This window comes from Methylovulum psychrotolerans, from assembly GCF_002209385.1.
Taxonomy (GTDB): Bacteria; Pseudomonadota; Gammaproteobacteria; order Methylococcales; family Methylomonadaceae; genus Methylovulum; species Methylovulum psychrotolerans.
In genome coordinates, this window is the sequence record NZ_CP022129.1 from 191,810 (window position 1) to 215,936 (window position 24,127).

Below are 24,127 nucleotides of genomic sequence, written 5' to 3' on the forward strand. Positions count from 1 at the left end.
CCCTTAACCATCACAGCCCTCCCCTACGCACTGGTTAACCTCCACCGTAATATGCGAAAGCTTACCCAAACCGCGTAAACGGTAAAAAGGCTTAAGCAAGGCCTTATAATAATCCGGCGCTTGCGGCTGATGCGACACCACCGAAACAATCACCGCAAAATGCCCAGGCCCTACACACCAAATATGCAAATCCGCGACCCGGTTATCGGCATCTTGCTCAAGGGCTTGCCGGATCTCCGTTTGATAATGCTGCCCCACGCTTTCATCCAACAACACCGGGCTAGTTTCGCCAATCAAGGTATAAGACCAACGGGCAATCACCAGCACCCCGACAATCCCCATCACCGGATCCAGCCACACCCAACCATAAAACTTACCCGCCACCAACGCGACAATCGCCAGCACCGAAGTCAGCGCGTCCGCCAAAACATGCGCATAAGCCGCCTTAAGGTTATGGTCGTGATGATGCTCGTGGCCGTGGCCCTCATGAGCGGCATGATGATCGTGATGGTCATGGTCTTTCAGCAACCACGCACACAACACATTCACCAACAGCCCCACCCCAGCCACCACCAACGCCTCGTCAAAATGAATCGTCCGAGGATGAAAAATCCGCTCGCCAGACTCCAGCAACATCATCAACGCCACCACCCCCAGCGCGATAGAACTGGCAAATCCACCCAACACCCCCACCTTACCCGCACTAAACGCAAACGTATGGTCATCCGCATGAAGCCTGGAATAGCGGTAAGCCAACAGCGTAATCATAAACGCCGCGACATGCGTCGCCATGTGCCAACCGTCCGCCAGCAACGCCATCGACCCATACAGCGTCCCCGCCATAATTTCCAACACCATCATAATCAAGGTCAGCACCAACACCTGCCAAGTACGCCGCTCACCTTGTCGACTAATCACAGCGAAATCATGATGATGCTGCAAATCCTTGAGTTTTTGTGTGTGCATGGCAGTGGTTCCGAGGTTGATGGCGAAGGGGCGCGGGAAATTGGACATTCATACTGCGCTTGCCCCATCTGTTTGTGCTGCGGCAGGATTCTGCACGAACGGACGGGGACAAGCGCATGAACACCACGCCTGTTGGCTTATAGTACGCCAAATGACTGGGAGAACGGTAATTTCATTGGTTTTGCCGTGCGGCTAAAAACAACTCATAATTTGATTTCGCCTGTTTTGTCGTTGGGTGATCTGCACCTAAGACCTTTTCACAAATTGCCAGATTTCTTATAAAATACTCTTTGGCTTGATCATGCTTACCTTGTACATAATAAAGCAAGGCTAAATTATTCAAACTGTTGGCGACATCAGGATGATCTTTACCTAAAACCTTTTCCCTAATACGCAATCCCTCTTTAAACAACGGTTCGGCTTGTGCATACTTGCCTTGTCTTCGATAAAGTTCCGCTAAATTGCTTAAACTCAGCGCAACACTAGGATGCTCTTCCCCTAAGGCGTTTTGCCTGATAGTTAAACTTCGTTGACACAAAGGCTCGGCTTCATCATATTTTCCTTGAGCATGGTAAACTACAGCTAAGTTACTTAAAACATCGGCAACATCAGGATGATTTTGACCCAAAGCTTTCTCCCTAATAACCAAACTCCGTAAATACAACGATTCAGCTTCTCCATATCTCCCTTGCACCTCATAAAGTGTTGCTAAGTTATTTAAACTGCTAGCAACATCGGGATGGTCTTTTCCTAAGATAGCTTCCCTAATAGCTAAACCTTGTTGATACAAGGGCTCTGCTTGCTCATACTTGCCCTGCTTCCGATACAGTTCCGCTAAGTTGCTTAAACTCAGTGCCACATCAGGATGCTCTTGCCCTAAAGCGTTTATCCTAATTTCTAAACTTCGTTGAAACAAAGGCTCCGCTAGCCCATATTTACCTTGCGCGTAATACAGCATAGCCAAGTTATTTAGACCAAGAGCTACATCAGGATGTTCTGCCCCCAAAGCTTTTTCATAAATAGCCAAGCCCCGCTGATACATAGGTTCCGCTTGCCCATATTTCGCTTGCGCTTGATAAAGATTAGCCATATTATTCAGTATATTAGCAATCACTGGATGATTTATTCCCAAAGACTCCTGCAACACCGCCAGAACCCGTTGATATATGGGCTCTGCTTGCTCAAACTTAGCTTGCGCTTGATACAGATTCGCCAGATTATTTAAACAATTAGCAACATCAGGCGCATTTTCTCCTAAAGCTTTTTCATAAATAGCCAAGCTTTGCTGATACAAAGGTTCGGCCTGTTCATACAATCCTTGGGCTTTATAAATAACAGCCAGATTATTTAAACAATTAGCAACATAAGGATGATCTTTTCCTAATGCGTTTTCATAAATTTCCCTACTTTGTAGAAATGCTTGTTCCGCGTGCGCATACATCCCTTGCTCTTGATATGCATCACCTAAGCTATTTAAGTTTTGCGCAATATCAAGATAATGCTTACTGGCTTTTTTAGCAGCATCGTAATTAACTACAGGAGAAAAGCCGTTAACCGGAACACTCTTTGAAAAATCACCAACAACTATTGACGTGTTCATCATATTCCTCTTTTATTTCTCAGAATCATTTTTTAGCCTCTTATAGTTATCGGCTATTTGCCGCAACCTATAGTCAAGGTCTTTGGGTAAAGAATTTTCTTCGCCCAAAATTTCAAAGAAGTTTGCCAACGCCCTTCTTATAACCACCAATTCATCGTAATATGGCAAAATGACATTGTCTTTGTTAGCCGTACCGTATTGGAAGCTGTTCCCTATTTGCCCGCTCATTCCATCAGCACTTTGTTTACAATCGGTATTTTCTTTGCGAATTTTCTCAGCAATTGAGCGTATTTCTTGAGCAATATCAGTAAAAGCATCATCTTGGTCGCCCCACTTAGACACTGGCATTAAATCTTTTGGCAACCCCTGCAACTTCATAAAATCACAACCCTCAGTGTCACAAGGACGCAGCAATACCGGAACTACCGTCGCTGACTTTTCCTCGTGTCGCTGCATGGCGCGTTTTACTTCATAATCGCAATAATCAGAATTCAAAAAATCAGAGCTAATCAGCAATAAAATAATATGGGCAGCTTCAAGATTGTCATCAATGGCTTTTTCCCATTCCTCGCCAGCGGGGATTTTACGGTCGTGCCAAGCATCAATCACCTTGTCACGCTTAAGCTTACTTAAATGCTCCGCCAATTTATTACGAAAGCACTCGTCTTTATGCGAATAAGAAAAAAACAATTTTACAGTAAACTGATCTGACATAAGCTAATTCAGGAAGAAAGTATCCAAGACGCCGTTTTATAAAAACAACAAATTTTCTTGAAAAACAGGATTATTTAAATCAAGACACACCTTAGACATTCTGGCATCACTCGCCTTCATGCAGTTTTTCCATCACGCTATCGAGACTGGCATCGCTTGCCGGATGGGCGGTAGCCCATGCTAACGCCTGTTGCAAATCGGCGGCTACTTTAGGATGCTGTAACCAGTGTTCGTTGTCGGGGATAACCGTTATAGTGCGGATTAGCCACACGCCTTGCTTTTGCTCCTCAACCAGCACTTGCCTGTCCAGCGATATTTGCTCATTCCGGCTTATCACTTTGATACTGGAGTGGGATATTTGTCGTGCCATAACGGCTCCTAAAATACTAATGCACTATGCAGTAATTTAACACAAAAAACACAAAACATACCCTTGCTTAATAACGATATAAAGCCCATCCCCTAAAACCAAAAATGCACCCCAGCCACCCAACGGGTCATATCGGTGCGGCTGTCGATATGGTTAACCGTTGGCGCGGTAGACCATTCCACACCAATATAAGGCGCGAATTCGCGGCGGATTTCATAGCGTAACCGTAAGCCGCTTTCAAAATCAGACAAGCCACTGCTAATACCGCGCCCGGCATCGCCTTGGCTATAAAAATTGGCTTCGACACGCGGTTGCAGGATCAGGCGTTGGGTAATCAGCAAATCATATTCGTTTTCAATCCGAAACGCGACCCGGCCTTGCTCGCCGATATAGGCGGTGGCTTCGACATACAGCCAATACGGGGTAAAGCCTTGTAAGCCGAAAGTGGCCCAGCTACGCTCAGGCCCTGCCCCCGCATCATAGCGGATACCCAGTTGCGTATCCCAGAACGGGGTTAAGGCGTGGCCCCATAGCACTTCATTACGCGCATCGGTAAATTGCCCCGCGTCGATATTGCCTTCCGCCCTGATCACGGCCCGGTCGGCGGTTTTACCATACCACGCTTGCCAATCGTAGGTCATCAGGCTCTGCGCCCCAGTACCTAAGCCTTCCAAACGGTCAACCAGCAAGGCGGCAAGGGGGTGTTCTTCTTTATGGCTATGGGCAATCCCTGGGCCAAAATCATAGCCGTCAGAATAGGCATCAGGGTCGCGGGCATCTTTAGGGGGGTGGTCGTTAGCTGCGGTATACCCTGTGTGCTGATGCAGACCAGCCGCAACACCAACGCCATGCTGGTGCTGTTCAGGCGCGGCATCAACACCATGCTGGTGCTGTTCAGGCGCGGCATCAACGGGATGCTGGTGCGGTTCTGGCACGGCACCAACAGGATGCTGGTGCGGTTCTGGCGCAACATCAACGCCATGCTGATGCGGTTCTGGCTCGGCATCAACGGGGTGCTGATGCGGTTTGGGTGTGGCGGCAGGATGCTTAGGTTCTTCCATCGCCTCCATGTCCTCGGCGGACATATCCGCCATATTATGATGCTGATGATCCATAGCAGGCTCGGCCTTAGCTGACGGCACATTGCCCAACAGCGCTAAAAGTAACAGGCGTTTTTTCATGCCACCACCACCACCCGGAACATGCCGCCGTGCATGTGATAAAACAAATGGCAGTGCCAAGGCCAATAGCCCCGCGCATCGGCGGTAACTCGGAAACTGACGCGCTGGGCGGGTTGCACCACCACCACATGCTTGCGTACCTGCACTTGGCCGTCGGAGCTTTCCAAATCGCTCCATAAGCCGTGCAAGTGCATGGGGTGGCTCATCATCGTATCGTTAACAAAAATCACCCGCAGGCGTTCGCCGTAACGGAAATGGATAGGCGTGGACTCGTCAAACGCCACCCCATCCAAAGACCAACTATAACGCTCCATGTTGCCAGTCAGGTGCAGTTCTATGTCGCGCCCTGGTGGCCGCTGATCGCTGATAATACCCTCTACGCTGCGCAAATCGGCATACGTCAAAACCCGGCGGCCATTGTTGCGCAAGCCCACACCCGGATCATCCAAATTCGTGCGCGGCGTATCGACCCGCATATCGACACTCGCGCCGTATTCGCTTTTGGCGTGATGGACGGCGACTTGGCTGGACATTGCCCCCATCATATCGGTCATGGCCAAGGGTTCCGGCTTATCCGGCGTGGGTACAGGGGCCGACAAACCCGTGCGAATGGCTAAGGTAGCGCAAGCAAAACCGCTTCTGTCCATAGACTGGGCAAACACGGTATAGGCTTGCTGGCTGGGGCTAACCAGCACATCGTAGGTCTCCGCAGGGCCTATACGCAACTCATCGACACTAACGGGAATAATCGGCTGGCCATCGGCATGGACAACAGTGAGGCTAAGGCCGGGGATACGCACATCAAAAAAAGTTTGCGCCGCCGAATTGATAAAGCGCAAGCGCACCCGCTCACCCGGTTGGAACAGCCCCAACCAATGATCCGCCGCCGTTTTGCCATTGATTAAATAAGTGTAAGTGTACCCGGAAATGTCCGCCAAATCGGTCATGGACATGCGCATTTCGTTCCACATCGCCCGCTTGTCCAACGCCGCCCCTAGGCCATCGTGCGCAACATCATGGATAAAATCCACCGCCGTGGGCTGGTTGAAATTGTAGTAATCGCTCTGTTTTTTCAGCTTGGCAAACACCGCCAACGGGTCTTCATCCGTCCATTCCGACAATTGCACGACATAATCACGGTCAGCGACAATGGTTTCGGTGGCGGGGCTGATGACAATCGCCCCATACAGCCCAGTTTGCTCCTGCATACCCGAATGCGAGTGATACCAATAAGTGCCGGATTGCTGGACTTTAAAGCGGTAGGTGAAGCGGCTGCCCGGCGGGATACCGTTAAAACTGATACCGGGCGCACCGTCCATTTCATAAGGCAAAATCAAGCCATGCCAATGTATCGACGTGGTTTCCGCCAACTCGTTAACCACCGTTAGCGTCACCGTATCACCTTCGCGCCAGTGCAAAGTCGGCGCGGGGATGGAGCCATTAACCGTGGTCGCAGGACGCGCTGTACCCGTAAAATCAACCATAGTTTGGGCAATAGTCAGGGTAAACGCCGTGCCGCTAAGCACGTCGGCACTCGCTGCCCGACACTGGGCAGGCAACAGCGAGGCAATGCCCGTCGCGGCAAGGCCTTTCAGGAAATAGCGGCGGGTCGGCACAAAAGGCGGCATAGGCAAAATAGGGGCTGATAGACGGTAACTTAGTGTACCTTAAGTACCGTTAACCACCTAAAAGCGGCAGGCCGCGTGAGGGTCAAAGCTGGGCAAGAATGGCACTCATGTGCTTATTATTGCGCATATAGCCATGCCGTTCATTGACAAAATACTTGCCCAAAGCATGTAGCCTGGATATTTGCGCCACTTCAAACACATCCCATTCATAGCCTTGGCCAATATAATTGACCGCCATAGCCTTAGGCATACCGCCCTGAGTGGCGGCAAGCGGTTCGGCATGGAGTTGGAAACACCACAACACAGGCGTACCTGTCGCAACCGATACCCCAACAGCATGAGGCTCTACGGTATGGATAAGGCTACCGTATGCCAAAGACAGCATTTCCCGATCATTTACTGCGTTGATAATCGTCTGTAACATAAAAGCTCTCTGATAATGAATCTCCTCAGCGGTTACCTGTTTGGGTGGCTTTGGCCTTCCCTATCAACCGCCAAGCTTAACTCAACACCCATCAGCTAAAGCTGGCGGGTTGAAAATCCGCTGACTAAAACACGGGCTACCTGCACATTTGTGCGGGCTGAAGCCGCCAGATGGAAATTAAAACCAGATATAAGCTGATTGTACCGGATGATGGGGTGCGTATAAATCGGGTATTTTGTTGATTTTGTTGCCCAACATGAACGTGTTGCGCCATACGATTGCCACAAGCATTAAAAGATCATCGCTGCCTCTTGCCAACAGATTGACAATAAAAACACGTGCCGCCCGAAACACAATATCGGCGGCAATTCGGTATGGATTGCCATAATGACGGGGCTATTTATGGTCGCTGCATTTCTTCACAGTAAACGTCCTCAAAACTCATATAGCCTAAACTGATTTTAAAATTTGCCCTCTTTTACCATAAGTATCTACACAAATTTTGCAACCCTTTAATTTTGATAAAATCATCACTTTTATCAAATGCACTAACCATTAGTTTTACAATGACTAATAAAAGTTGCGTAGACACTTATGCCCCTTTACATTGCAAACAGCGAGGCACACGGTTATGGCAGCTTGCCTTTAAACTACTAAAAAATCTGCCGAAGTCATCGCCAGCCCCTTACCGAGCAGGGCGACCAGCACCACCGCCGCCTTGCCGCTGCCATCGCTATCGTAAAACAGGCCACCAGAGGTGCTGTTATAGAGGATGTGGTCGTTACTGTCTTCGACCGCGCCAGCGCCGAAAATTTTGAACTGGTCGGCGGCCAATGTGCCAGTGTCTAAGGCGGTGAAGATGCCGTGCGCCAGTTGGATGGTGTCATCGGCGACCGTAAAGTCAGTGACGGTGTCGGTGTTGCCTAGGCCTAAGGCAGAGCTAAAGACAAAGCGGTCTTGGCCTAAGCCCCCCGCTAGGACATCGTTGCCTAGGCCGCCGTTAAGCACGTCATTGCCCGTCCCGCCCCATAAGCTGTTGTTGGCGGCGCTTCCCGTCAGGGTATCGTTGTAGGCGCTGCCGTTGAGGTTTTCGATATTGCTCAGGGTGTCGATGCCGGCGCCGCCAGTGTTCTGCGCTCCGGTCAATCCTAGGTTGACCACCACCCCGGCAGTGGCGGTCGCGTAGTGGACGGTGTCCACGCCATTGCCGCCGTTGATGCTGTCATTGCCCGCATCGCCGCGCAGACTATCGTCGCCGTCGCCGCCGTTGAGGCTGTCGTTGCCCGCGCCGCCATCAAGGACATTGTTGGCGGTGCTCCCCGTCAGGGTGTCGTTATAGGCACTGCCGTTGACGATTTCGATGTTGCTAAGGGTGTCGGTGCCGGCACCTAGGGTGTTTTGCGCCGTGGTCAGGCTGAGGTTGACGGCCACACCAGCACTGGCGTTCTCATAGTTAGCGATGTCCACGCCATTGCCGCCGTTAAGGATGTCGTTGCCGCCATCGCCGCGCAGGTTATCGTTGCCGTCACCACCGTTAAGGCTGTCGTTGCCGTCACCGCCTTGCAGGATATTATTGGCGGCATTGCCGGTCAGGGTATTGTCCAAACCATTGCCGACCGCAAACGCCGCGCCCGCCAATAAGGTCAGGTTTTCGACATTGGCCGATAACCGCCAACCCACCGAGCTGTAGACGCTGTCTATCCCATCACCGCCGTATTCCAAGACCTTATCGGCGGCACTGTCCAGCCAATAGCTGTCATTGCCGGTACCACCGACCAAGACATCGTTGCCCGTACCGCCATTGAGGCTGTCATCGCCGGCATAGCCATAGAGGATGTCATTGCCTGCCAAACCATTCAGCGTGTCGTTGCTGTCGTTATAACCATATAAGGTGTCGTTGCCCGCTGTGCCTTGCAAGGCTTTGGCCTTGATGTCCGCCCAACTCCACACGGTGCCGTCACTGAACTGGAATTGCTCGATAAGGGCGGCAGTTGAGCTAAAGCAGTTGTGGACGGTCAATTGGCCGCCGCTATACGCCAGCAACAAACCGCTGCCATCGTAACCGATACGGCTGACTTGGCTGATGTCGGTGGCCAGCAGGTTGGTAAACTTGATGGTGTCGGTGCCGGATTCATCATAAAGCGTGTCCGCCCCGTCGTTTTTGGCGAACAAATAAGTGTCATTGCCCGACCCGCCGATCAGAGTGTCATTGCCCGTGCCGCCATTGAGGGTGTCATTGCCGACATAGCCATAGAGGGTGTCATTGCCCGCCAAACCGTTAAGGGTGTCGTTGCTGTCGTCATAGCCGTACAGTTGGTCATCGCCGCTAGTGCCGGTCAGGCTGATGTGCGTCTTGATGTCCGCCCAGCCCCACACCGTGCCGTCGCTGAACTGGAACTGCCCGATGCGGTTGTTGGTTGAATAAAAATAATATTCGACGGTCAATTGGCCACCGCTGTAGGTCAATAACAAAGTGTTGCCAGGGTAGTAGCCGTTATAATCAATCCGGCTGACACTGATGTCGGTGGCCAGCAGGTTGGTGAACTTGACGGTGTCGGTGCCGGATTCATCATAAAGCGTGTCTACCCCATCGTTTTTGGCGAACAAATAAGTGTCATTGCCCGACCCGCCATTCAGATAGTCATTGCCCGTGCCGCCATTGAGGGTGTCATTGCCGCCATAGCCATACAGGGTGTCATTGCCGGCCAGACCGTTCAGGGTGTCATCGCCGCCGTCAAAGCCATATAAAGTGTCATTGCCGGAGGTCGCGTGCAAAAATTTCGCCGTGATGTCCGTCCAGCCCCACACCGTGCCGTCGCTGAACTGGATCTGCTCGATGCGGGTGTTCGCCGAGGCAAAGTAACTGTACACGGTCAGCTGGCTGCCGCTATATGAGAGCAGCAAATCATTGCCGTTATAGTTGGTACGACTGACTTGGGTGACACCGCTGGCCGCCACATCGGTGAACTTGACCACATCGGCACCGCCTTCATCATACAGCGTGTCCGCGCCATCATTTTTGGCGAACAGATAAGTGTCGTTGCCCAGCCCGCCATACAGGGTATCATTGCCGGAGCCGCCATTGAGGGTGTCGTTACCCTGACCGCCAGACAGGTAGTCATTGCCTGCCAAGCCGTTCAGGGTGTCGTCGCTGTCGTCATAACCGTACAGCCAGTCATTGCCCGCCGTGCCTTGCAAAACTTTGGCTTTAATCTCCGTCCAGCCCCAGACCGTGCCGTCACTGAATTGGAATTGCTCGATACGGTTGTCCGCCGAGTCAAAATAACCTTGGATGGTCAGTTGGCCGCCGCTATAGTTCAGTTGCAAACTGGCGGTGCTGTTGTAAGTGATGCGGCTAACCTGGGTGATGCCGCTGGCGGTGACATCGGTGAACTTGACCACATCGGCGCCGCCTTCATCATACAGCGTATCCGCACCATCATTTTTAGCGAACAGATAGGTGTCGTTGCCCTGCCCGCCTTCCAGGTAGTCATTGCCCGTGCCGCCATTGAGGGTGTCGTTGCCAGCATAGCCAAACAGCCAGTCATTGCCCGCCAAACCGCTTAGGTGGTCGTCGCTGTCGTCATAACCATTGAGAGAGTCATTGCCGTTGGTGCCGGCCAGGCTGATGTGCGCCTTGATGTCCGCCCAACCCCACACCACCCCGTCACTGAACTGGAACTGTTCGATGTGGTAGTCCGCCGAATCAAAATAATTCCAGAAGTACAGTTGGCTGTTGCCGCCATAATTTAGCTGCAAATCCAAGCCCGCCACTCGGCTGACCTGGGTGATGCCGGTGGAGGCTAAATCGGTGAATTTGACCACATCCACGCCACCATTATCATAAATATCGTCCATGCCATCGTTTTTGGCAATCAGGTAGGTGTCATTGCCACCCATGCCCCCTAAGGTGTCATCGCCCGTGCCGCCATTGATAGTGTCGTTACCATCATTGCCCCACAACGAGTCATTGCCGCCATAGCCGTAGATAAAATCATCCTGCGCCGTGCCGTCATAAAAATTGTCGTTATTGTCGCCATTATACGTTGCCATTGTGTGCCACCTTAGGTTGGATTGCCAGAAAAACCTGCTTACAAAAACCTAGAGCTTATACCAAGTATTATTCAATATCCATAGGATTTTTAGTTCAACTTAAACATTTTAGGTGTTTATGTTATGCTGATTTAGTGTTGAGTTTCTGTTGAAAATGAGGCAGGATATGGGCGTGGCAAATGGGACAATCAGCAGGAGCCGCAGGTCGGATTTACTTACAGGGCATAAAAGCACTAGCGTAACCTGACAGGATCGGCCACGACAAACCTATCTAATTGATAGTAATGCTCATATTGTGTTTTGAGGACATAGCCAAATAAGGCATTAAATGTTTTAACGCCCTTAAAATATCCGTCATTCCGGCAATTCCTTTATGCCCCTGAAGGTATGCCGGAATGAAAGGTTTATTAATGGCCATCGTATTTTCGTGTATTTTAAAAAAGACCTCAAAACACAATACGGGCTTTTTTATAGCATAGTAAAGGCAAGCAGTTACCGTTAACTTATTCCACCTTTTCCAAATCCTCAAGCCAATCGCGCCACACCGACATCAAAACCGCCATCAGCGTGGGGCCTAAAAACAACCCCAACAAGCCCCATGCTTCCATACCGCCAAAAATCCCCAGCAACGTCCAGATAAACGGCAGTTTGACCGCATTGCCGATCAGCACCGGACGCACATAATTATCGGCAATTAAGGTCAGCACCATGCCGTAACTGAACAGGGCAATGGCGGCGGTGAAATGGCTTTCTGCCGCCAACACCAAAGAACACGCGCCAAAAATCAGCTTGGCGGCAAACGGGATCATGGCAAAAATGCCAGTCAAAGCCCCCAACATCGCCGGATGTCCCAACCCCGCAAAATGATAGCCCACCCCCATCAAAATACCTTTGGCGATACCGATCAGCATCATGCCGTTGACCGTACCGCGCACGGCGGCGGCGGCGTGGCGCAGATAACGCTCGCCAACATCACCAAAAATCCGCCGGCCACTGGCTAAGACTTGGCGGCTTAGGGTATCACCATGCTGGTAGACAAACAGCAACACCAACAAAATGACAAAAAAACTCATCAAGCGTTGTATCAGGTGACCGGCGAAATTTTTGGTATAGCCCAACGCCCCGCTAGTGCTCAGCCAGTGCAAGGTACTATTGGCCGCCTCCCGGCTACCCAAGGATTTTTGCCAAAATTCTTGCGCCGACTCGCTCATCATAGGCAATTTTATCAACCAATCAGGCGGCGGAATGCCAGTCTTTTGCACCACCAACAACCATTGCCCCAGCGCATTCGTTTCCGCGAACAGTTTAACCAAGGCATAACTGAGCGGCACCAGAATCATCGCCCCAATCAGCAAGGTCAGGCCTACCGCCCCCCAAGTGATACTGCCATGGCGTTCTTTACTGAGCAGTAAGCGGCGGTAAATCGGCCAAGTGCTGATGGCCAGCACCACCGCCCACCCCAATAAAGGCAGAAAGCCTTGGACAACCCAGCCCCCTAATAATAAAAGGATAGCGACGGCAGTTAAACGCGCCCGTGTTTGCAGTGAATCGGTCATGACAGATACAGGATGATGAAAACGGTGCGGCATTCTAACACCGAAGCCCCACCGAAAACACACTGTCTACAGAAAGTGGCGGCTAGCGTTTGCCCCGGCGCAGCGGAGATTGCTCCAATAACGCCACCACCAACAAATATTCGCCCATTAACGCCGAAGCCAATAGCCAGCTCGGCCAAGCCCAATACGACTGCAAATAAGCTTGGGTAACCGATAGGCCGATACCTAACAGGATATAGCCCAAAATCCGCACCAATGGATAAGCGACCGGATAAAACCGCCGCCCCAACAGATAAGACACCGCTGCCATACTGGCATAACAGGCCAAAGTCGCCCATGCCGACCCCATATAACCGAATAAGGGAATCCACCAGACATTCAGGCCGATAGTCAATGCCGCCCCGCTTATAGATACCCACGCGCCCATTAAGGTGCGGTCAGTCAGTTTGTACCAAATCGACAGATTGACATAAATGCCTAAAAATAAATTCGCCAACAATAAAATAGGCACCACCCCTAAGCCCGTGCGGAATTCCGCACCCATAAAATATTGGAAAAAATCTAAATACAGCGTCACCAGCAGAAAAATCGCCACACAAAAAATGACAAAAAACTTCAGCACTTTGGCATACACATCACGCGCATCATTTTTGTCGGCATAGGCAAAAAAGAACGGTTCGGCGGCATAGCGGAACGCTTGGATAAACAGCGACATCAGGACAGACAGCTTGTAACAGGCACTGTACACGCCCAGCATCTGCATATTAGTGGCGTAATCGTAGGGCAATAAATATTTTAACAAGGCGCGGTCGAGCATTTCGTTAATAATGCCCGCGAAGCCGATCACCATCATCGGCGCGGAATACCGCCACATCCGCGCAAACAAACGGCGGTCAAACCCCCACACCAACCCCGCCAATTGCGGCAGCAGCAATAACGCCTTACAGGCACTGGCCAGCAAATTAGCGATAAACACATAACCCAGACCGATATGCGGGCTGTACACATAGACCAGCCAAGGCGGCGGGTTATGTGCGTACAGCTTGGGGCAGTAGACAATAAAAAACACCGTCAAACCCACCGTTACGGCAATTTCCAGCAGCTTGATAAACGCAAACCTAAACGCCCGCTCTTCGGCACGGAGCCGGGCAAACGGCAACGCCGCCAACGCATCCAAGGCCAAAATCAACCCGAACCACAACACATACTCAGGATGGCTAGCGTAATTCAGTGCAGTCGCTGCGGTCTGGTCGGCAAAAAACACGCCCAGAAAAAACAGTCCGTTGACCAACAGGACAAACCATAACGCCGTTGAATACGCCGTGTCATGGCGTGGGTTCGCCTTATCGCGGAAGCGGAAATAGCCCGTCTCAAAACCGCCCAGCAACAACACCGACAAAAACCCCGAATAGGCATAAAACTCCGACACCACCCCATACTCTTGCGCCGAAAACGAATAAGTCAGCAGCGGTACCAGCAGATAATTTAAAAATCGGGCGAAAATACTGCTAAGCCCGTAGATGGCAGTTTGCGAGGCGAGTTTTTTTAAGATGCCCATAGCGAGGATGTGATTGCAAAAAGGGAGGCGCGATTATATAGGAGTTGACGCATTACGGGGTGGCCGTAACCGCTACTTTCAGCTACTTTTCTGGTGATACAACCAAAAACTGTATTCTACCTACCTTTAGCGATAAAAATTGCAAATTTATTTTTAAAATAGTGAGGTATTCACTACCTTGCCAGTAAACCAACACCTATAATCCGCACTGTGCACAACGCAAACCTATCCACAGCGTTTGCCGATATTGCACAAAACCACCCGCAAGGTTAAGACAACGGCACAAGAGCGAGATATGTCGCTTTATACCGCTTGGCCTGAAGTACAACATCCATTAGGAGAAGAAGAGATTATGAAAACAAGCATCTTGATAGGCATTATTTTATGCACATTGTCAACTTATGTAGCCGCAGCCGAGACTCCGGTCACACCAGCACCAGCCCCCACCAGCACCCCGACACCTGACGCTGGCAAAGCCAAAACAGACGGCACTAACACCCCCAGCGCCCCAAAACCCAGTATTGCGGACTACTGCCGCGAACACACTTGCTAACAGAAGGGGTACACAACATGACTATTATCAAACGTCTGCAATATGCCGCATTCATCGGCATGATCGCCACTGCCGCCGCCAGCCATGCCGCCGACCCGCATTGGACCTATGACGAACAAGCCGACTGGGGCGCATTAGAAAACACCGACCCCACTGCCCCCATTCCGGCCTTGTATCCTTTTGCCGAATGCGGCTTAGGCCAAAAGCAATCGCCTGTCGACATCAGCGTACCCGCCGCCAAGGCTTCCTTAAACCACCTAAATCCGCTGTACGCATCAGTACCGCTTTCGGTCAGCAATAACGGCCATACCATCAAGGTAAACATGCCGATAACCGCTAACCCGAACGCCTTGTTCATCGGCAAAGAAAATTATCAGTTGCTGCAATTCCACTTCCACGCCCCCAGCGAGCATACCCTGAACGGTAAGACTTTTCCGCTGGAACTGCATTTTGTCCACGCCACACCTAGCGGCAAGCTGGCCGTACTGGGTGTCATGATCAAAGCGGGCGCGGAAAACCCAGAATTCCAAAAAATCTTGGATAATGCACCAAGCATTGCAGGCAACACCAACACCCCCGTTGGAGTCACTTTAGATCCCAACGGGCTGTTATCGCCCAGCAGAAAGTTTTACTCCTATGCCGGTTCATTAACCACACCGCCGTGTACTGAAGGTGTCGATTGGTCGGTCGCCCGCGCCCCCATTACCGTGTCCAGTGCCCAAATTGCCGAATTTGAAGCCCTGTATATCAATAACGCCAGACTACCCCAAGCATTAAATGGCCGCATAGTGGACATTTTACCTTAAGCGCTTAGGCGGATGTCGGCAACTGGCGGCATCCGCCTTTTAGGCGGTTCAGGATATTACCAATACCGCCTAACTTAAGCAGGCAATTGCTATACTTATGCCACAACCAAGCTAGTGACCAAACCAGCCCATGAAGCTATTCTTTCTAGCCGCACTACACTTAATAACCGCTTGTGCCGCACAGCCCTACACACCCGCTCCATTAGCCGACCAAGCCCAAAGCAGCACGACCGTCTACGTCGTTAGCCACGGTTGGCATACCGGCTTTGTCATCCCCGCCGACGCTCTCCAAGCGCGTATCCCTGCCCTAAAAACCCGCTTTACCGATACCCTGTTCTTAGAAATTGGCTGGGGTGACAAAGGCTTTTACCAAGCCCAAGAAATCACCACTGGACTGACCTTAAGGGCGATGTTTTGGTCATCCGGTTCCATTCTCCACATCGTCGCCGTACCGCGCAATGTCCGCCGCTATTTTGCCAGTAGCGAACTGGCCAGCCTTTGCCTCAGTGAGCGCAATTACACGGCACTGCTTGGCTTTATCGCCGCCAGTTTCGCTAAAGATCCACAAGGGCAGGTACTGCCGCTCAAACAGGGCATTTATGGCGACAGCCAGTTTTACGAAGGCGTGGGCACTTACCATCTCTTCAACACCTGCAATAAATGGACGGCGAAAGGCCTGCAACAAGCAGAGCTAGAACTATCCCCCACGTTCAAATTAACCGCTGGCAGCGTCATGGCGCAGGTGCGCGGCGGTAGACAAACTTGCCCCCAAATCGCGCCGTAATATCAAAAATCCAATTACCTTATCTTTATTGGCTCTATATTGTTTCAGGGTCTTTTGCCAAAAAGGTAGGAGAAGCCGTTAATAAGCTTGGTAGAAGTTACGCATTGACGGCCAGGTTACAATATAGCTAATCCGATATAAAAAGATGTCCTGTAACCGCCCCAGTGAAGAGGTCGTCAACGGAACATCGTGCTTGGTTGCGGATGGATTTAAGCTGTGCCCATTTGTGTTCGATAGGGTTAAGGTCTGGTGAGTATGGGGGCAAAAACTCAAGGGTATGCCCTGCTTTCTCGATACGGCTTTTAATGTCTTCCCGCTTGTGGAAGGCGGCGTTGTCCATCACCACGATGCTGCCGGCGGGGAGTTTTGGCACCAAGTCCTGTGCGGCCCACGCATAAAAAACGTCGGCGTTGATGTTGCAAGGGAACAATGCAACCGTCAGTAACGCCCCTTTGATGAGCGCCCCTATCGCATTTGTCCTGCCCTTTGCGCCTTGAGCCTTTGGAGTTGAGCCGCCACCCCTAAGGTGGCCATTATTGACAGGCCGCGTTAGCGACCTGTTTTACCGCTTTGAGCGGTTCACACCATAAAGCCCCCAGCTTTGCTGGGGGATATTTACTTTAACAAAAATCTCCATTTCAACGTAACCATCATTTCTTACGTCGTTTAAGTAATGTTCTAACATTGGAAATTCATCGGGTTCAAAACCACTACCTGGAAGCCAATCGGAATATATGCCTAATTGAGCGTTAATTGTGTTTTCTGGACTACCTTTGAAATAGAGTACAGCGTATTTACCTTTGGGTATTTTAGATAATGTGAATGGAGGATTAACCTGAATGCTGTCACCAATAACGACCGACGCTATATAACGGCATTTATCTATCGGTGTAACGGTTGGATTATGATAACAAAAGGCAAAACGTTCTTGCTCATTGGTTTTTATAGCGTTAGCAATTGCCCATTGGTTTAATTTATCCCATGCCTCAAATATGGAGTCAGGCCTATAGCCAGATGCTGAAGCCAAAGTACATACAAGGCGTTTTTCCAATTCTTTTATCTCTACTTTTATCATTTTATCTCCTAAAGAAGTTTGCTTCGCCACTTGATTAGGATACAAATCTCTAGGATTGAAATCTTTTCCATACTTGCTAAAAATTTTTCCAATCTTGCTATCTTTGACTGTCTCTGGATTTCTTATTTCTGATGGACTAAAACCAAAATAGATTTTTACTGTTTTTGCAAAATTAGCGCTCGAAGAAAAACCATTCCCCAAAGCCACATCAGTAATGCTCATTTCAGGTTTGAATATTAGAATATTGATTGCATGTTCAAGCCGTCTCCTAACGATGTAGTCATTAACGGTCTCTCCTACCACACCTTTAAAAATACGATGGAAGTGAAAATCTGAAAAATGACTTATTTGGGATACCTCATTGAGTGATAATTTTTTATTGAGATTATCTTCAATATATTTAATCACCCGTTCTATGCGCTTTTTATATTCTGTATTCATAAGACATTATCGAAGTTAAAACACCTCTGGCAAAGCCGGAAGCTTGTAAATGTGAATAGTCCAATCCCATTTCCGCCACTAGAGGTCTTTCTGGACACTAAATAAACTACCTTGTTTTGAGATACACAGAACTGAGAAGTGTTGATGCTTGCATCTATAGCATATCCGATGTATAAATCGGCTATTAATGTCTGTTTTGTCAACAAAACAGAACACATAACTAAATGCTTGCACAGAAGCGTTGGCTAAAAAATAATTTTTCCAAACATTCGTGACATTACCGGATACCCATGCCATCTTAACTGAATTCCAGACAGTAAAAAATCTGGAACTATGGCCGTCCATATCCTCTCCTTATCTGGATTGTTTCCATTGGGCTTTTAATGGTCGTTTTTTAATTGCACCGTCCGGCGTATAAATCCGCTGACGTTTTGCTGAGATTTACATGCGTTGTCGGATTACCCCCCTTTTGATTTATACCTTGCTTACGATTCAGCTTAGCGGCTGCATGATGGGGTCGGATTATGTCCGCCAAAAACTGACCGTACCCGCCGAATTTAAAGAACTTAAAGGTTGGAAGCAGGCCCAACCTAAAGATCATGTTTTGAAGGGGAAGTGGTGGGAAATGTTTAACGACCCTAGGTTGAATAGTCTGGAAGAACAGGTCGCCACAGGCAATTTTTCCTTAGCCCAAGCAGAAGCCCAATACCGCCAAGCCGAACACTTGGTGCTGACGGCGCAGTCGGCGTTATTTCCGGTGGCCTCGGCCAGCGGCACGTTTAACCGCTTCTTGGCCGCTAGCGGCCAAAGTGTCGCCGTACCCGGTGTGCGCAACTTATTTGGTCTAGCTTTGTCCATGTCTTGGCAACCGGATTTGTGGGGCAGTGTCCGCCGCCAAATCGAGGCCAATACCGATACTGCCCAAGCCAGTGCCGCGACGATGCAGGCTCTGCGGCTATCCCTGCAAGCGACATTGGCGGTGGATTACTATCAGTTGAAAATGCTGGACGGACAAAAGGCCTTACTGGATGGCACCGCTGATGCCTATAACAAAATTTTAACCATCACCAAAAACCGCTATGCTGTGGGGGTTGCCGCCAAAAGCGATGTGGTGCAAGCCGAAGCACAAACCGAGTCGGTCAGGGCGCAAGCCATTAACCTCGGCGTACAACGGGCGCAATACGAACACGCCATTGCCGTCCTGATAGGCAAAGCCCCCGCAGAAGTGGCCATGCCAGCCGAACCGCTTGCTGTGTCACCGCCATCAGTACCACTGCAACTGCCTTCAGAATTGCTGGAACGGCGACCAGACATTGCCACTGCCGAACGTAAAATGGCCGCCAGCAACGCCCAGATAGGTGTGGCTAAAGCGGCTTATTTCCCGACCTTGAATTTGGGGGCTACCACGGGTTATCAATCTACCTTGTTAAACACCCTATTAGACTCGGCTCGCCGTTATTGGGCTTTAGGCCCTGCCGCCGTAGCGTTGAGCATTTTTGACGGCGGTGCTAAAAATGCCCAGTATAAACAAGCTATTGACCAGTATGATGCCAATGCCGCCGCTTATCGGCAAACGGTGTTAACCGCTTTCCAACAAGTCGAAGATAATTTGGCCGCTGTACGGATTTTGGAAGAAGAGTCGCAAGTGCAAAACAAAGCCGTGGCCGCCGCTAATCAAGCGTTGGAGCTTACCCTAAACCAATACAAGGCCGGAACCGTCAATTATCTGAATGTCATGACGGCACAGACGGTGGCTTTGTCAAATAGGATAACGGCAGTGCAGCTACAGGGTGCGCGTCTGACCGCTGCCGTACAATTGGTGACTGCCCTAGGCGGTGGCTGGGATAACAGCAAGGTGCCATCCTCTAAAGATATGGGCAAGGACATTAAATGGACAGATTATTTGAGCATCCCGCTGATAGATCAAGGCAAATGACCCTACCCTATAACCGATTACCTGATCCGGCTAACTTATATCCGCTTATCCATGAATAAAGATACACCCGCTCAACCCAACCCCCCCAAAACCACACCTTGGCGGCTCATCCTGCTTTGGCTGGCCATTATTATGATGGTTGTAGCTGCCGCCGTGTATTTTTTCCGGCCAGCCGCTAATGATAATCCTACCGACCAAAAACACGCTAAGGGGAATTTTGCTAAAGGCGGCGATAATAGCGAGACCAAAGGCGACTGGTCGGAAAATGCCCCGATTAGTATCAGTGTCGCTACGGCCCGTCAAGGGGATATGCCCATTTATCTAAATGGCTTGGGTACAGCGACCGCCCTACGCACTGTGACCGTCCACTCGCGGGTCGATGGCGAATTGATGCGCGTGGCGTTTACTGAAGGGCAATTAGTCCGGCAAGGCGATTTGCTGGCAGAAATTGACCCCAGACCTTTTCAAGTGCAATTGAAGCAAGCGGAAGGCCAGCTCATACGCGACCAGGCCTTACTGAAAAATGCCCAACTCGATTTAAGCCGTTACCAAACCTTGCAGGCACAAGACTCTATTTCCGGTCAACAAACCGCGACCCAAGCGGCTCTGGTCACCCAATACCAAGGCACTGTAGAAATGGATCAGGCGCAAGTTGACAACGCCAAGTTGCAACTCACCTATGCACGGATTACCGCACCGATAAGCGGACGCATCGGCTTGCGCTTGGTTGACCAAGGCAATATTGTCCACGCCAGCGACACGGCGGGGATAGTGGTCATCACCCAGACCCAACCCATTTCGGTGGTATTCACGCTACCCGAAGATGCGGTGCCGTCGCTCATGAAGCGCTGGCAAGCGGGTGATGGCCTTAATGCCGAAGCCTTTGACCGGGCCGGACATACCAAGCTCGCCAGCGGTAAGGTTTTGGCCGTGGATAACCAAATAGACACCAGCACCGGCACGCTCAAACTCAAAGCCCAATTTGATAATATGGAGGGCAAGCTGTTCGCCAATCAGTTTGTCAACATTAAAATGCGCCTGGACACCTTACAGGCGGCAGTGCTGGTTCCCAGCGTCGCTGTCCAGCGCGGTGCTGACGGCGCTTTTGTTTATGTGGCTAAAGACGATGGCAGTGTTGAGGTCAGAGCCGTCAAAACCGGCCCGTCCGAAAACGAAACCGTCGCCATTCTTGACGGCGTGGCCGTCAATGAGCAACTGGTGGTTGACGGTACCGACAAGCTCCGCGCTGGCAGTGCCGTTAACGTGGTCAAGCGCGACAACCAAACCCTAGCGCCAGAACCCCAGCCATCTTCACCCCAGCCTCCTACTGGCCGACACCCTGCCCGCCCATGAGCTATTCCCAAACGCCAGCAGGTGGTTTTAACCCCTCGCGTCTTTTCATCCTCAGGCCTGTCGCCACCTCATTGCTGATGCTGGCTTTGCTGCTGGTCGGGATTTTAGCGTACCGATTATTGCCCATTTCGGCACTGCCGCAGGTTGACTACCCGACCATCCAAGTCACCACCCTTTATCCGGGCGCCAGTCCGGAAGTCATCACCTCGGTCATCACCGCACCGCTGGAACGCCAATTTGGGCAAATGCCGGGGCTAAAACAAATGTCCTCCAGCAGTTCGGGCGGCGCGTCCATGATTACCCTGCAATTCAATCTGAAATTGGACTTGGATATTGCCGAGCAAACCGTGCAGGCCGCCATTAACGCCGCCAACAGCTTTTTGCCCACCGATTTGCCTATGCCGCCGATTTACAATAAGGTCAATCCGGCGGACACCCCTATCCTGACCTTAGCGGTCAGTTCATCCAGCTTGCCCTTAGCCAAGGTTGAGGACATGGTCGATACCCGTCTGGCGCAGAAAATTGCCCAGATACCCGGGGTCGGCATGGTAAGCATCAGTGGCGGACAACGCCCGGCGGTGCGTATCCAAGCCAATGATAAGGCTTTGGCCGCTTACGGGATGAGCCTGGATGACTTACGCACCGCCATTGCCAGCGCCAACATCAACCAGCCTAAAGGTATGCTTGATGGCCCGTTGCGGTCGGCCATTATCGACAATAACGACCAACTCCGCTCCGCCGCCGAATACCGTGACCTTATCGTCGCTTACCGCAACAATGCGCCGGTGCGGCTATCCGCCGTCGCCGTCGCGGTGGATTCCGCCGAAAACGTCAAGCTGGCGGCTTGGGCCAACAACACGGCAGCGGTGATCGTTAATATCCAACGCCAACCCGGCGCCAACGTCATCGACGTGGTTGACCGGATTAAGCAACAGTTGCCGCATTTGACCTCGACCCTGCCAGCGGCGGTTGATGTGTTGCCTTTGACTGACCGGACGGTGACTATCCGCGCCTCCGTCCATGATGTGCTGTTCGAGCTGATGTTGGCGGTGGCTTTGGTCATTATGGTGATTTTCGTATTTTTGCGGAATGTGCCCGCAACGCTGATACCCGGCATTGCCGTGCCGTTATCGCTGATCGGCACGTTCGCCGTGATGTATCTGGCTGGGTTCAGCATTAACAACTTGACCCTGATGGCACTGACCATCGCCAGCGGTTTCGTTGTTGATGATGCCATCGTGGTGATCGAAAACATTTCCCGCTACATCGAACGGGGTGACCCGCCGCTCCAAGCCGCGCTGAAAGGTTCTGAGCAAATCGGCTTTACCATCATTTCCTTGACCTTTTCGTTGGTGGCGGTCTTAATCCCTTTGCTGTTCATGGGGGATGTGGTCGGACGGCTGTTCCGTGAGTTTGCGATTACCTTGGCCGTGGCCATTCTAATTTCTGCTGTCGTGTCGCTGACCCTGACCCCCATGATGTGTGCAAAAATGTTGCGCCCACTCGGTGCGAAACAGCCAGAAACTGCCCGCCCCGACGCTATTTTTAGCCGTGTCACCGCCACTTACGGACGTAGCCTGCATTGGGTGTTCCGCCACCAGAGCTTGGTTTTGCTGGCGGCATTGGCCACTATGGTCATGACGGTTATACTCTATATTTCCATCCCTAAAGGCTTTTTCCCTATCCAAGATACGGGGCTGATTCAAGGCATTTCCGAAGCGCCGCCGAGCATTTCCTTCGCCGCCATGGCCGAACGGCAAACGGCTTTAGCCAAAGGAATTTTAAACGACCCGGACGTAGAGAGCCTGTCATCGTTTATCGGCGTGGACGGCAGCAACCCCACCCTGAACAGCGGGCGGTTTTTAATCAATTTAAAACCCCAAAACCAGCGTGCGGCGACCGCCGAGGGCATTATCCAGCGCTTACGCGATAATCTGGCAACGGTTGCGGGCATTACGCTGTATCTGCAACCTGTGCAGGATTTGACGCTGGAAAACCATATTAGCCGCACCCAATTCCAATTCACCGTGCAGGCGGTCAACTTAAAAGACCTGGAGCTTTGGAGTCAACGCTTAGTCACGCGGATGCGCAACGTCCCACAAATGGCCGATGTCGCCAGTGATGTGCAAAACCAAGGGCTACAAGCCTACATCACTATCGACCGCAGCACCGCCAGCCGCTTAGGGGTCAGCACCGCCGCCATTGACAACGCTTTATATAATGCTTATGGGCAACGGCTAATATCCACTATCTTCACCCAATCTAACCAATATAGGGTGGTGCTGGAAGCCGACCCGGCCACCCAGCATGGCCTGGAAGACTTGGCCAGATTGCGGATACCTTCCACCAACGGCAACCAGATTTTACTGTCGGAATTCTCCCAGGTATCGGAACGGCTGACCCCCTTGGCCATTAATCACCTCGATCAGTTCCCGTCCACCACCATTTCCTTCAACCTGATGCCGGGCGCGGCCTTAGGGGATGCGATTGCGGCCATTGAGGACATTAAAAAAGATTTGGCTATGCCGCTGAGCATCCAAACCGACTACCAAGGCGCGGCGTTGGCATTTAATGCCTCGCTAGGTAATACCTTATGGCTCATTGTCGCGGCCATCATCACGGTTTATATTGTGCTGGGGATATTGTATGAAAGCTATATCCATCCCTTGACCATCCTGTCGACGCTACCGTCCGCCGGGGTGGGGGCTTTATTGGCCTTACTGGGCAGCGGCAACGACTTGGGCATCATTGCGGTCATCGGCATTATCCTCCTGATCGGCATCGTCAAAAAGAACGCCATCATGATGATAGACTTTGCCTTGGAAGCCGAACGCAAACAAGGTCTGCCGCCCGAAGAAGCCATTTATCAGGCCTGTTTGTTGCGCTTACGGCCTATTTTAATGACCACCATGGCCGCTTTACTGGGTGCGTTACCGTTGATGCTGGGTACGGGTGTCGGTTCGGAGTTGCGCCATCCTTTAGGGATAACCATGGTGGGCGGCCTGTTATTCAGCCAGTTACTGACTTTGTACACGACTCCCGTGATTTACCTCGCTATGGATGGCCTGGCCCGTCGGCTACGCGGCGGCTTGCCGCATAACAGCATGATTGACAACAGCGAAGCCTAAC

General features: G+C 51.1%; 17 protein-coding genes and 1 pseudogene. 6 read left to right on the forward strand and 12 right to left on the reverse strand.

Going from position 1 to position 24,127, the window contains the following annotated elements; genetic code table 11:
* Positions 1-3: 3 nt before the first annotated feature.
* The 10 genes from dmeF to CEK71_RS00985 all read right to left on the reverse strand — a co-directional run bounded on the left by dmeF (position 4) and on the right by CEK71_RS00985 (position 14,050).
* Positions 4-1,014 (reverse strand): CDF family Co(II)/Ni(II) efflux transporter DmeF, encoded by a 1,011-nt coding sequence (gene dmeF, locus CEK71_RS00940; RefSeq protein WP_232463729.1) that lies wholly within the window; start codon positions 1,012-1,014, stop codon positions 4-6.
* Positions 1,015-1,138: 124 nt separating this feature from the next.
* Complete coding sequence (locus CEK71_RS00945; protein WP_088617627.1) at positions 1,139-2,569, reverse strand: tetratricopeptide repeat protein; 1,431 nt, start codon at positions 2,567-2,569, stop codon at positions 1,139-1,141.
* A 9-nt stretch (positions 2,570-2,578) separates the two neighbouring features.
* Positions 2,579-3,280: a toll/interleukin-1 receptor domain-containing protein gene (locus CEK71_RS00950; protein WP_088617628.1), complete on the reverse strand. Its 702-nt coding sequence runs from the start codon at positions 3,278-3,280 to the stop codon at positions 2,579-2,581.
* 106 nt (positions 3,281-3,386) lie between these two features.
* Positions 3,387-3,650, reverse strand: coding sequence for a hypothetical protein (locus CEK71_RS00955; protein ID WP_088617629.1), 264 nt, complete (start codon positions 3,648-3,650; stop codon positions 3,387-3,389).
* A 92-nt stretch (positions 3,651-3,742) separates the two neighbouring features.
* A complete protein-coding gene (locus CEK71_RS00960; RefSeq protein ID WP_232463730.1) occupies positions 3,743-4,831 on the reverse strand; it encodes a copper resistance protein B in 1,089 nt (362 codons plus the stop codon).
* Positions 4,828-6,459: a copper resistance system multicopper oxidase gene (locus CEK71_RS00965; RefSeq protein ID WP_088617630.1), complete on the reverse strand. Its 1,632-nt coding sequence runs from the start codon at positions 6,457-6,459 to the stop codon at positions 4,828-4,830. Before CEK71_RS00965 ends, CEK71_RS00960 begins: the two co-directional genes overlap by 4 nt.
* 82 nt (positions 6,460-6,541) lie before the next feature.
* Positions 6,542-6,883, reverse strand: a complete 342-nt coding sequence (locus CEK71_RS00970) for a hypothetical protein (protein ID WP_088617631.1) — start codon at positions 6,881-6,883, stop codon at positions 6,542-6,544.
* Positions 6,884-7,528: 645 nt separating this feature from the next.
* Entirely contained in the window at positions 7,529-10,936 is a 3,408-nt protein-coding gene (locus CEK71_RS00975) for a beta strand repeat-containing protein (protein WP_088617632.1), read from the reverse strand.
* Positions 10,937-11,439: 503 nt separating this feature from the next.
* Positions 11,440-12,492: an AI-2E family transporter gene (locus tag CEK71_RS00980; protein ID WP_088617633.1), complete on the reverse strand. Its 1,053-nt coding sequence runs from the start codon at positions 12,490-12,492 to the stop codon at positions 11,440-11,442.
* Positions 12,493-12,574: 82 nt separating this feature from the next.
* Positions 12,575-14,050 (reverse strand): lipopolysaccharide biosynthesis protein, encoded by a 1,476-nt coding sequence (locus CEK71_RS00985; RefSeq protein WP_088617634.1) that lies wholly within the window; start codon positions 14,048-14,050, stop codon positions 12,575-12,577.
* Between the two features lie 352 nt (positions 14,051-14,402).
* On the opposite strand from CEK71_RS00985, the gene CEK71_RS22370 reads away from it, so the two are divergent.
* From CEK71_RS22370 to CEK71_RS00995, 3 genes are all read left to right on the forward strand, one after another.
* The gene (locus tag CEK71_RS22370) at positions 14,403-14,603 is read left to right on the forward strand and encodes a hypothetical protein (protein WP_157678905.1); all 201 of its coding nucleotides are present in this window, start codon (positions 14,403-14,405) and stop codon (positions 14,601-14,603) included.
* A 17-nt stretch (positions 14,604-14,620) separates the two neighbouring features.
* Positions 14,621-15,409 carry a carbonic anhydrase gene (locus CEK71_RS00990; RefSeq protein ID WP_088617635.1) on the forward strand — a complete coding sequence of 263 codons (789 nt, stop codon included), beginning with the start codon at positions 14,621-14,623 and terminating at the stop codon, positions 15,407-15,409.
* Between the two features lie 130 nt (positions 15,410-15,539).
* Positions 15,540-16,193 carry a TIGR02117 family protein gene (locus CEK71_RS00995; RefSeq protein ID WP_088617636.1) on the forward strand — a complete coding sequence of 218 codons (654 nt, stop codon included), beginning with the start codon at positions 15,540-15,542 and terminating at the stop codon, positions 16,191-16,193.
* Between the two features lie 127 nt (positions 16,194-16,320).
* On the opposite strand, the pseudogene CEK71_RS01000 reads toward CEK71_RS00995, so the two are convergent.
* Both CEK71_RS01000 and CEK71_RS01005 read right to left on the reverse strand, forming a co-directional pair.
* Positions 16,321-16,683: pseudogene (locus CEK71_RS01000) on the reverse strand (transposase); the annotation flags it as partial.
* A gap of 72 nt (positions 16,684-16,755) precedes the next feature.
* Entirely contained in the window at positions 16,756-17,709 is a 954-nt protein-coding gene (locus tag CEK71_RS01005; protein ID WP_088617637.1) for an AraC family transcriptional regulator, read from the reverse strand.
* 445 nt (positions 17,710-18,154) lie between these two features.
* On the opposite strand from CEK71_RS01005, the gene CEK71_RS01010 reads away from it, so the two are divergent.
* From CEK71_RS01010 to CEK71_RS01020, 3 genes are read left to right on the forward strand one after another with little or no spacing between them, the layout of a single operon-like run.
* A complete protein-coding gene (locus tag CEK71_RS01010) occupies positions 18,155-19,645 on the forward strand; it encodes an efflux transporter outer membrane subunit (RefSeq protein WP_088617638.1) in 1,491 nt (496 codons plus the stop codon).
* Between the two features lie 51 nt (positions 19,646-19,696).
* Positions 19,697-20,998 carry an MdtA/MuxA family multidrug efflux RND transporter periplasmic adaptor subunit gene (locus tag CEK71_RS01015; protein ID WP_157678907.1) on the forward strand — a complete coding sequence of 434 codons (1,302 nt, stop codon included), beginning with the start codon at positions 19,697-19,699 and terminating at the stop codon, positions 20,996-20,998.
* Complete coding sequence (locus CEK71_RS01020; RefSeq protein ID WP_088617639.1) at positions 20,995-24,126, forward strand: MdtB/MuxB family multidrug efflux RND transporter permease subunit; 3,132 nt, start codon at positions 20,995-20,997, stop codon at positions 24,124-24,126. The genes CEK71_RS01015 and CEK71_RS01020 overlap by 4 nt, the downstream gene beginning before the upstream one ends.
* The last annotated feature ends 1 nt before the right edge of the window (position 24,127 follow it).

What these genes read in the sequence shown, in the direction of transcription:
- dmeF (WP_232463729.1), bottom strand. Translation starts at nt 1,014, where the DNA reads ATGTCCAATTTCCCGCGCCCCTTCGCCATCAACCTCGGAACCACTGCC.
- CEK71_RS00945 (WP_088617627.1), bottom strand. Translation starts at nt 2,569, where the DNA reads ATGATGAACACGTCAATAGTTGTTGGTGATTTTTCAAAGAGTGTTCCG.
- CEK71_RS00950 (WP_088617628.1), bottom strand. Translation starts at nt 3,280, where the DNA reads ATGTCAGATCAGTTTACTGTAAAATTGTTTTTTTCTTATTCGCATAAA.
- CEK71_RS00955 (WP_088617629.1), bottom strand. Translation starts at nt 3,650, where the DNA reads ATGGCACGACAAATATCCCACTCCAGTATCAAAGTGATAAGCCGGAAT.
- CEK71_RS00960 (WP_232463730.1), bottom strand. Translation starts at nt 4,831, where the DNA reads ATGAAAAAACGCCTGTTACTTTTAGCGCTGTTGGGCAATGTGCCGTCA.
- CEK71_RS00965 (WP_088617630.1), bottom strand. Translation starts at nt 6,459, where the DNA reads ATGCCGCCTTTTGTGCCGACCCGCCGCTATTTCCTGAAAGGCCTTGCC.
- CEK71_RS00970 (WP_088617631.1), bottom strand. Translation starts at nt 6,883, where the DNA reads ATGTTACAGACGATTATCAACGCAGTAAATGATCGGGAAATGCTGTCT.
- CEK71_RS00975 (WP_088617632.1), bottom strand. Translation starts at nt 10,936, where the DNA reads ATGGCAACGTATAATGGCGACAATAACGACAATTTTTATGACGGCACG.
- CEK71_RS00980 (WP_088617633.1), bottom strand. Translation starts at nt 12,492, where the DNA reads ATGACCGATTCACTGCAAACACGGGCGCGTTTAACTGCCGTCGCTATC.
- CEK71_RS00985 (WP_088617634.1), bottom strand. Translation starts at nt 14,050, where the DNA reads ATGGGCATCTTAAAAAAACTCGCCTCGCAAACTGCCATCTACGGGCTT.
- CEK71_RS22370 (WP_157678905.1), top strand. Translation starts at nt 14,403, where the DNA reads ATGAAAACAAGCATCTTGATAGGCATTATTTTATGCACATTGTCAACT.
- CEK71_RS00990 (WP_088617635.1), top strand. Translation starts at nt 14,621, where the DNA reads ATGACTATTATCAAACGTCTGCAATATGCCGCATTCATCGGCATGATC.
- CEK71_RS00995 (WP_088617636.1), top strand. Translation starts at nt 15,540, where the DNA reads ATGAAGCTATTCTTTCTAGCCGCACTACACTTAATAACCGCTTGTGCC.
- CEK71_RS01005 (WP_088617637.1), bottom strand. Translation starts at nt 17,709, where the DNA reads ATGAATACAGAATATAAAAAGCGCATAGAACGGGTGATTAAATATATT.
- CEK71_RS01010 (WP_088617638.1), top strand. Translation starts at nt 18,155, where the DNA reads ATGCGTTGTCGGATTACCCCCCTTTTGATTTATACCTTGCTTACGATT.
- CEK71_RS01015 (WP_157678907.1), top strand. Translation starts at nt 19,697, where the DNA reads ATGAATAAAGATACACCCGCTCAACCCAACCCCCCCAAAACCACACCT.
- CEK71_RS01020 (WP_088617639.1), top strand. Translation starts at nt 20,995, where the DNA reads ATGAGCTATTCCCAAACGCCAGCAGGTGGTTTTAACCCCTCGCGTCTT.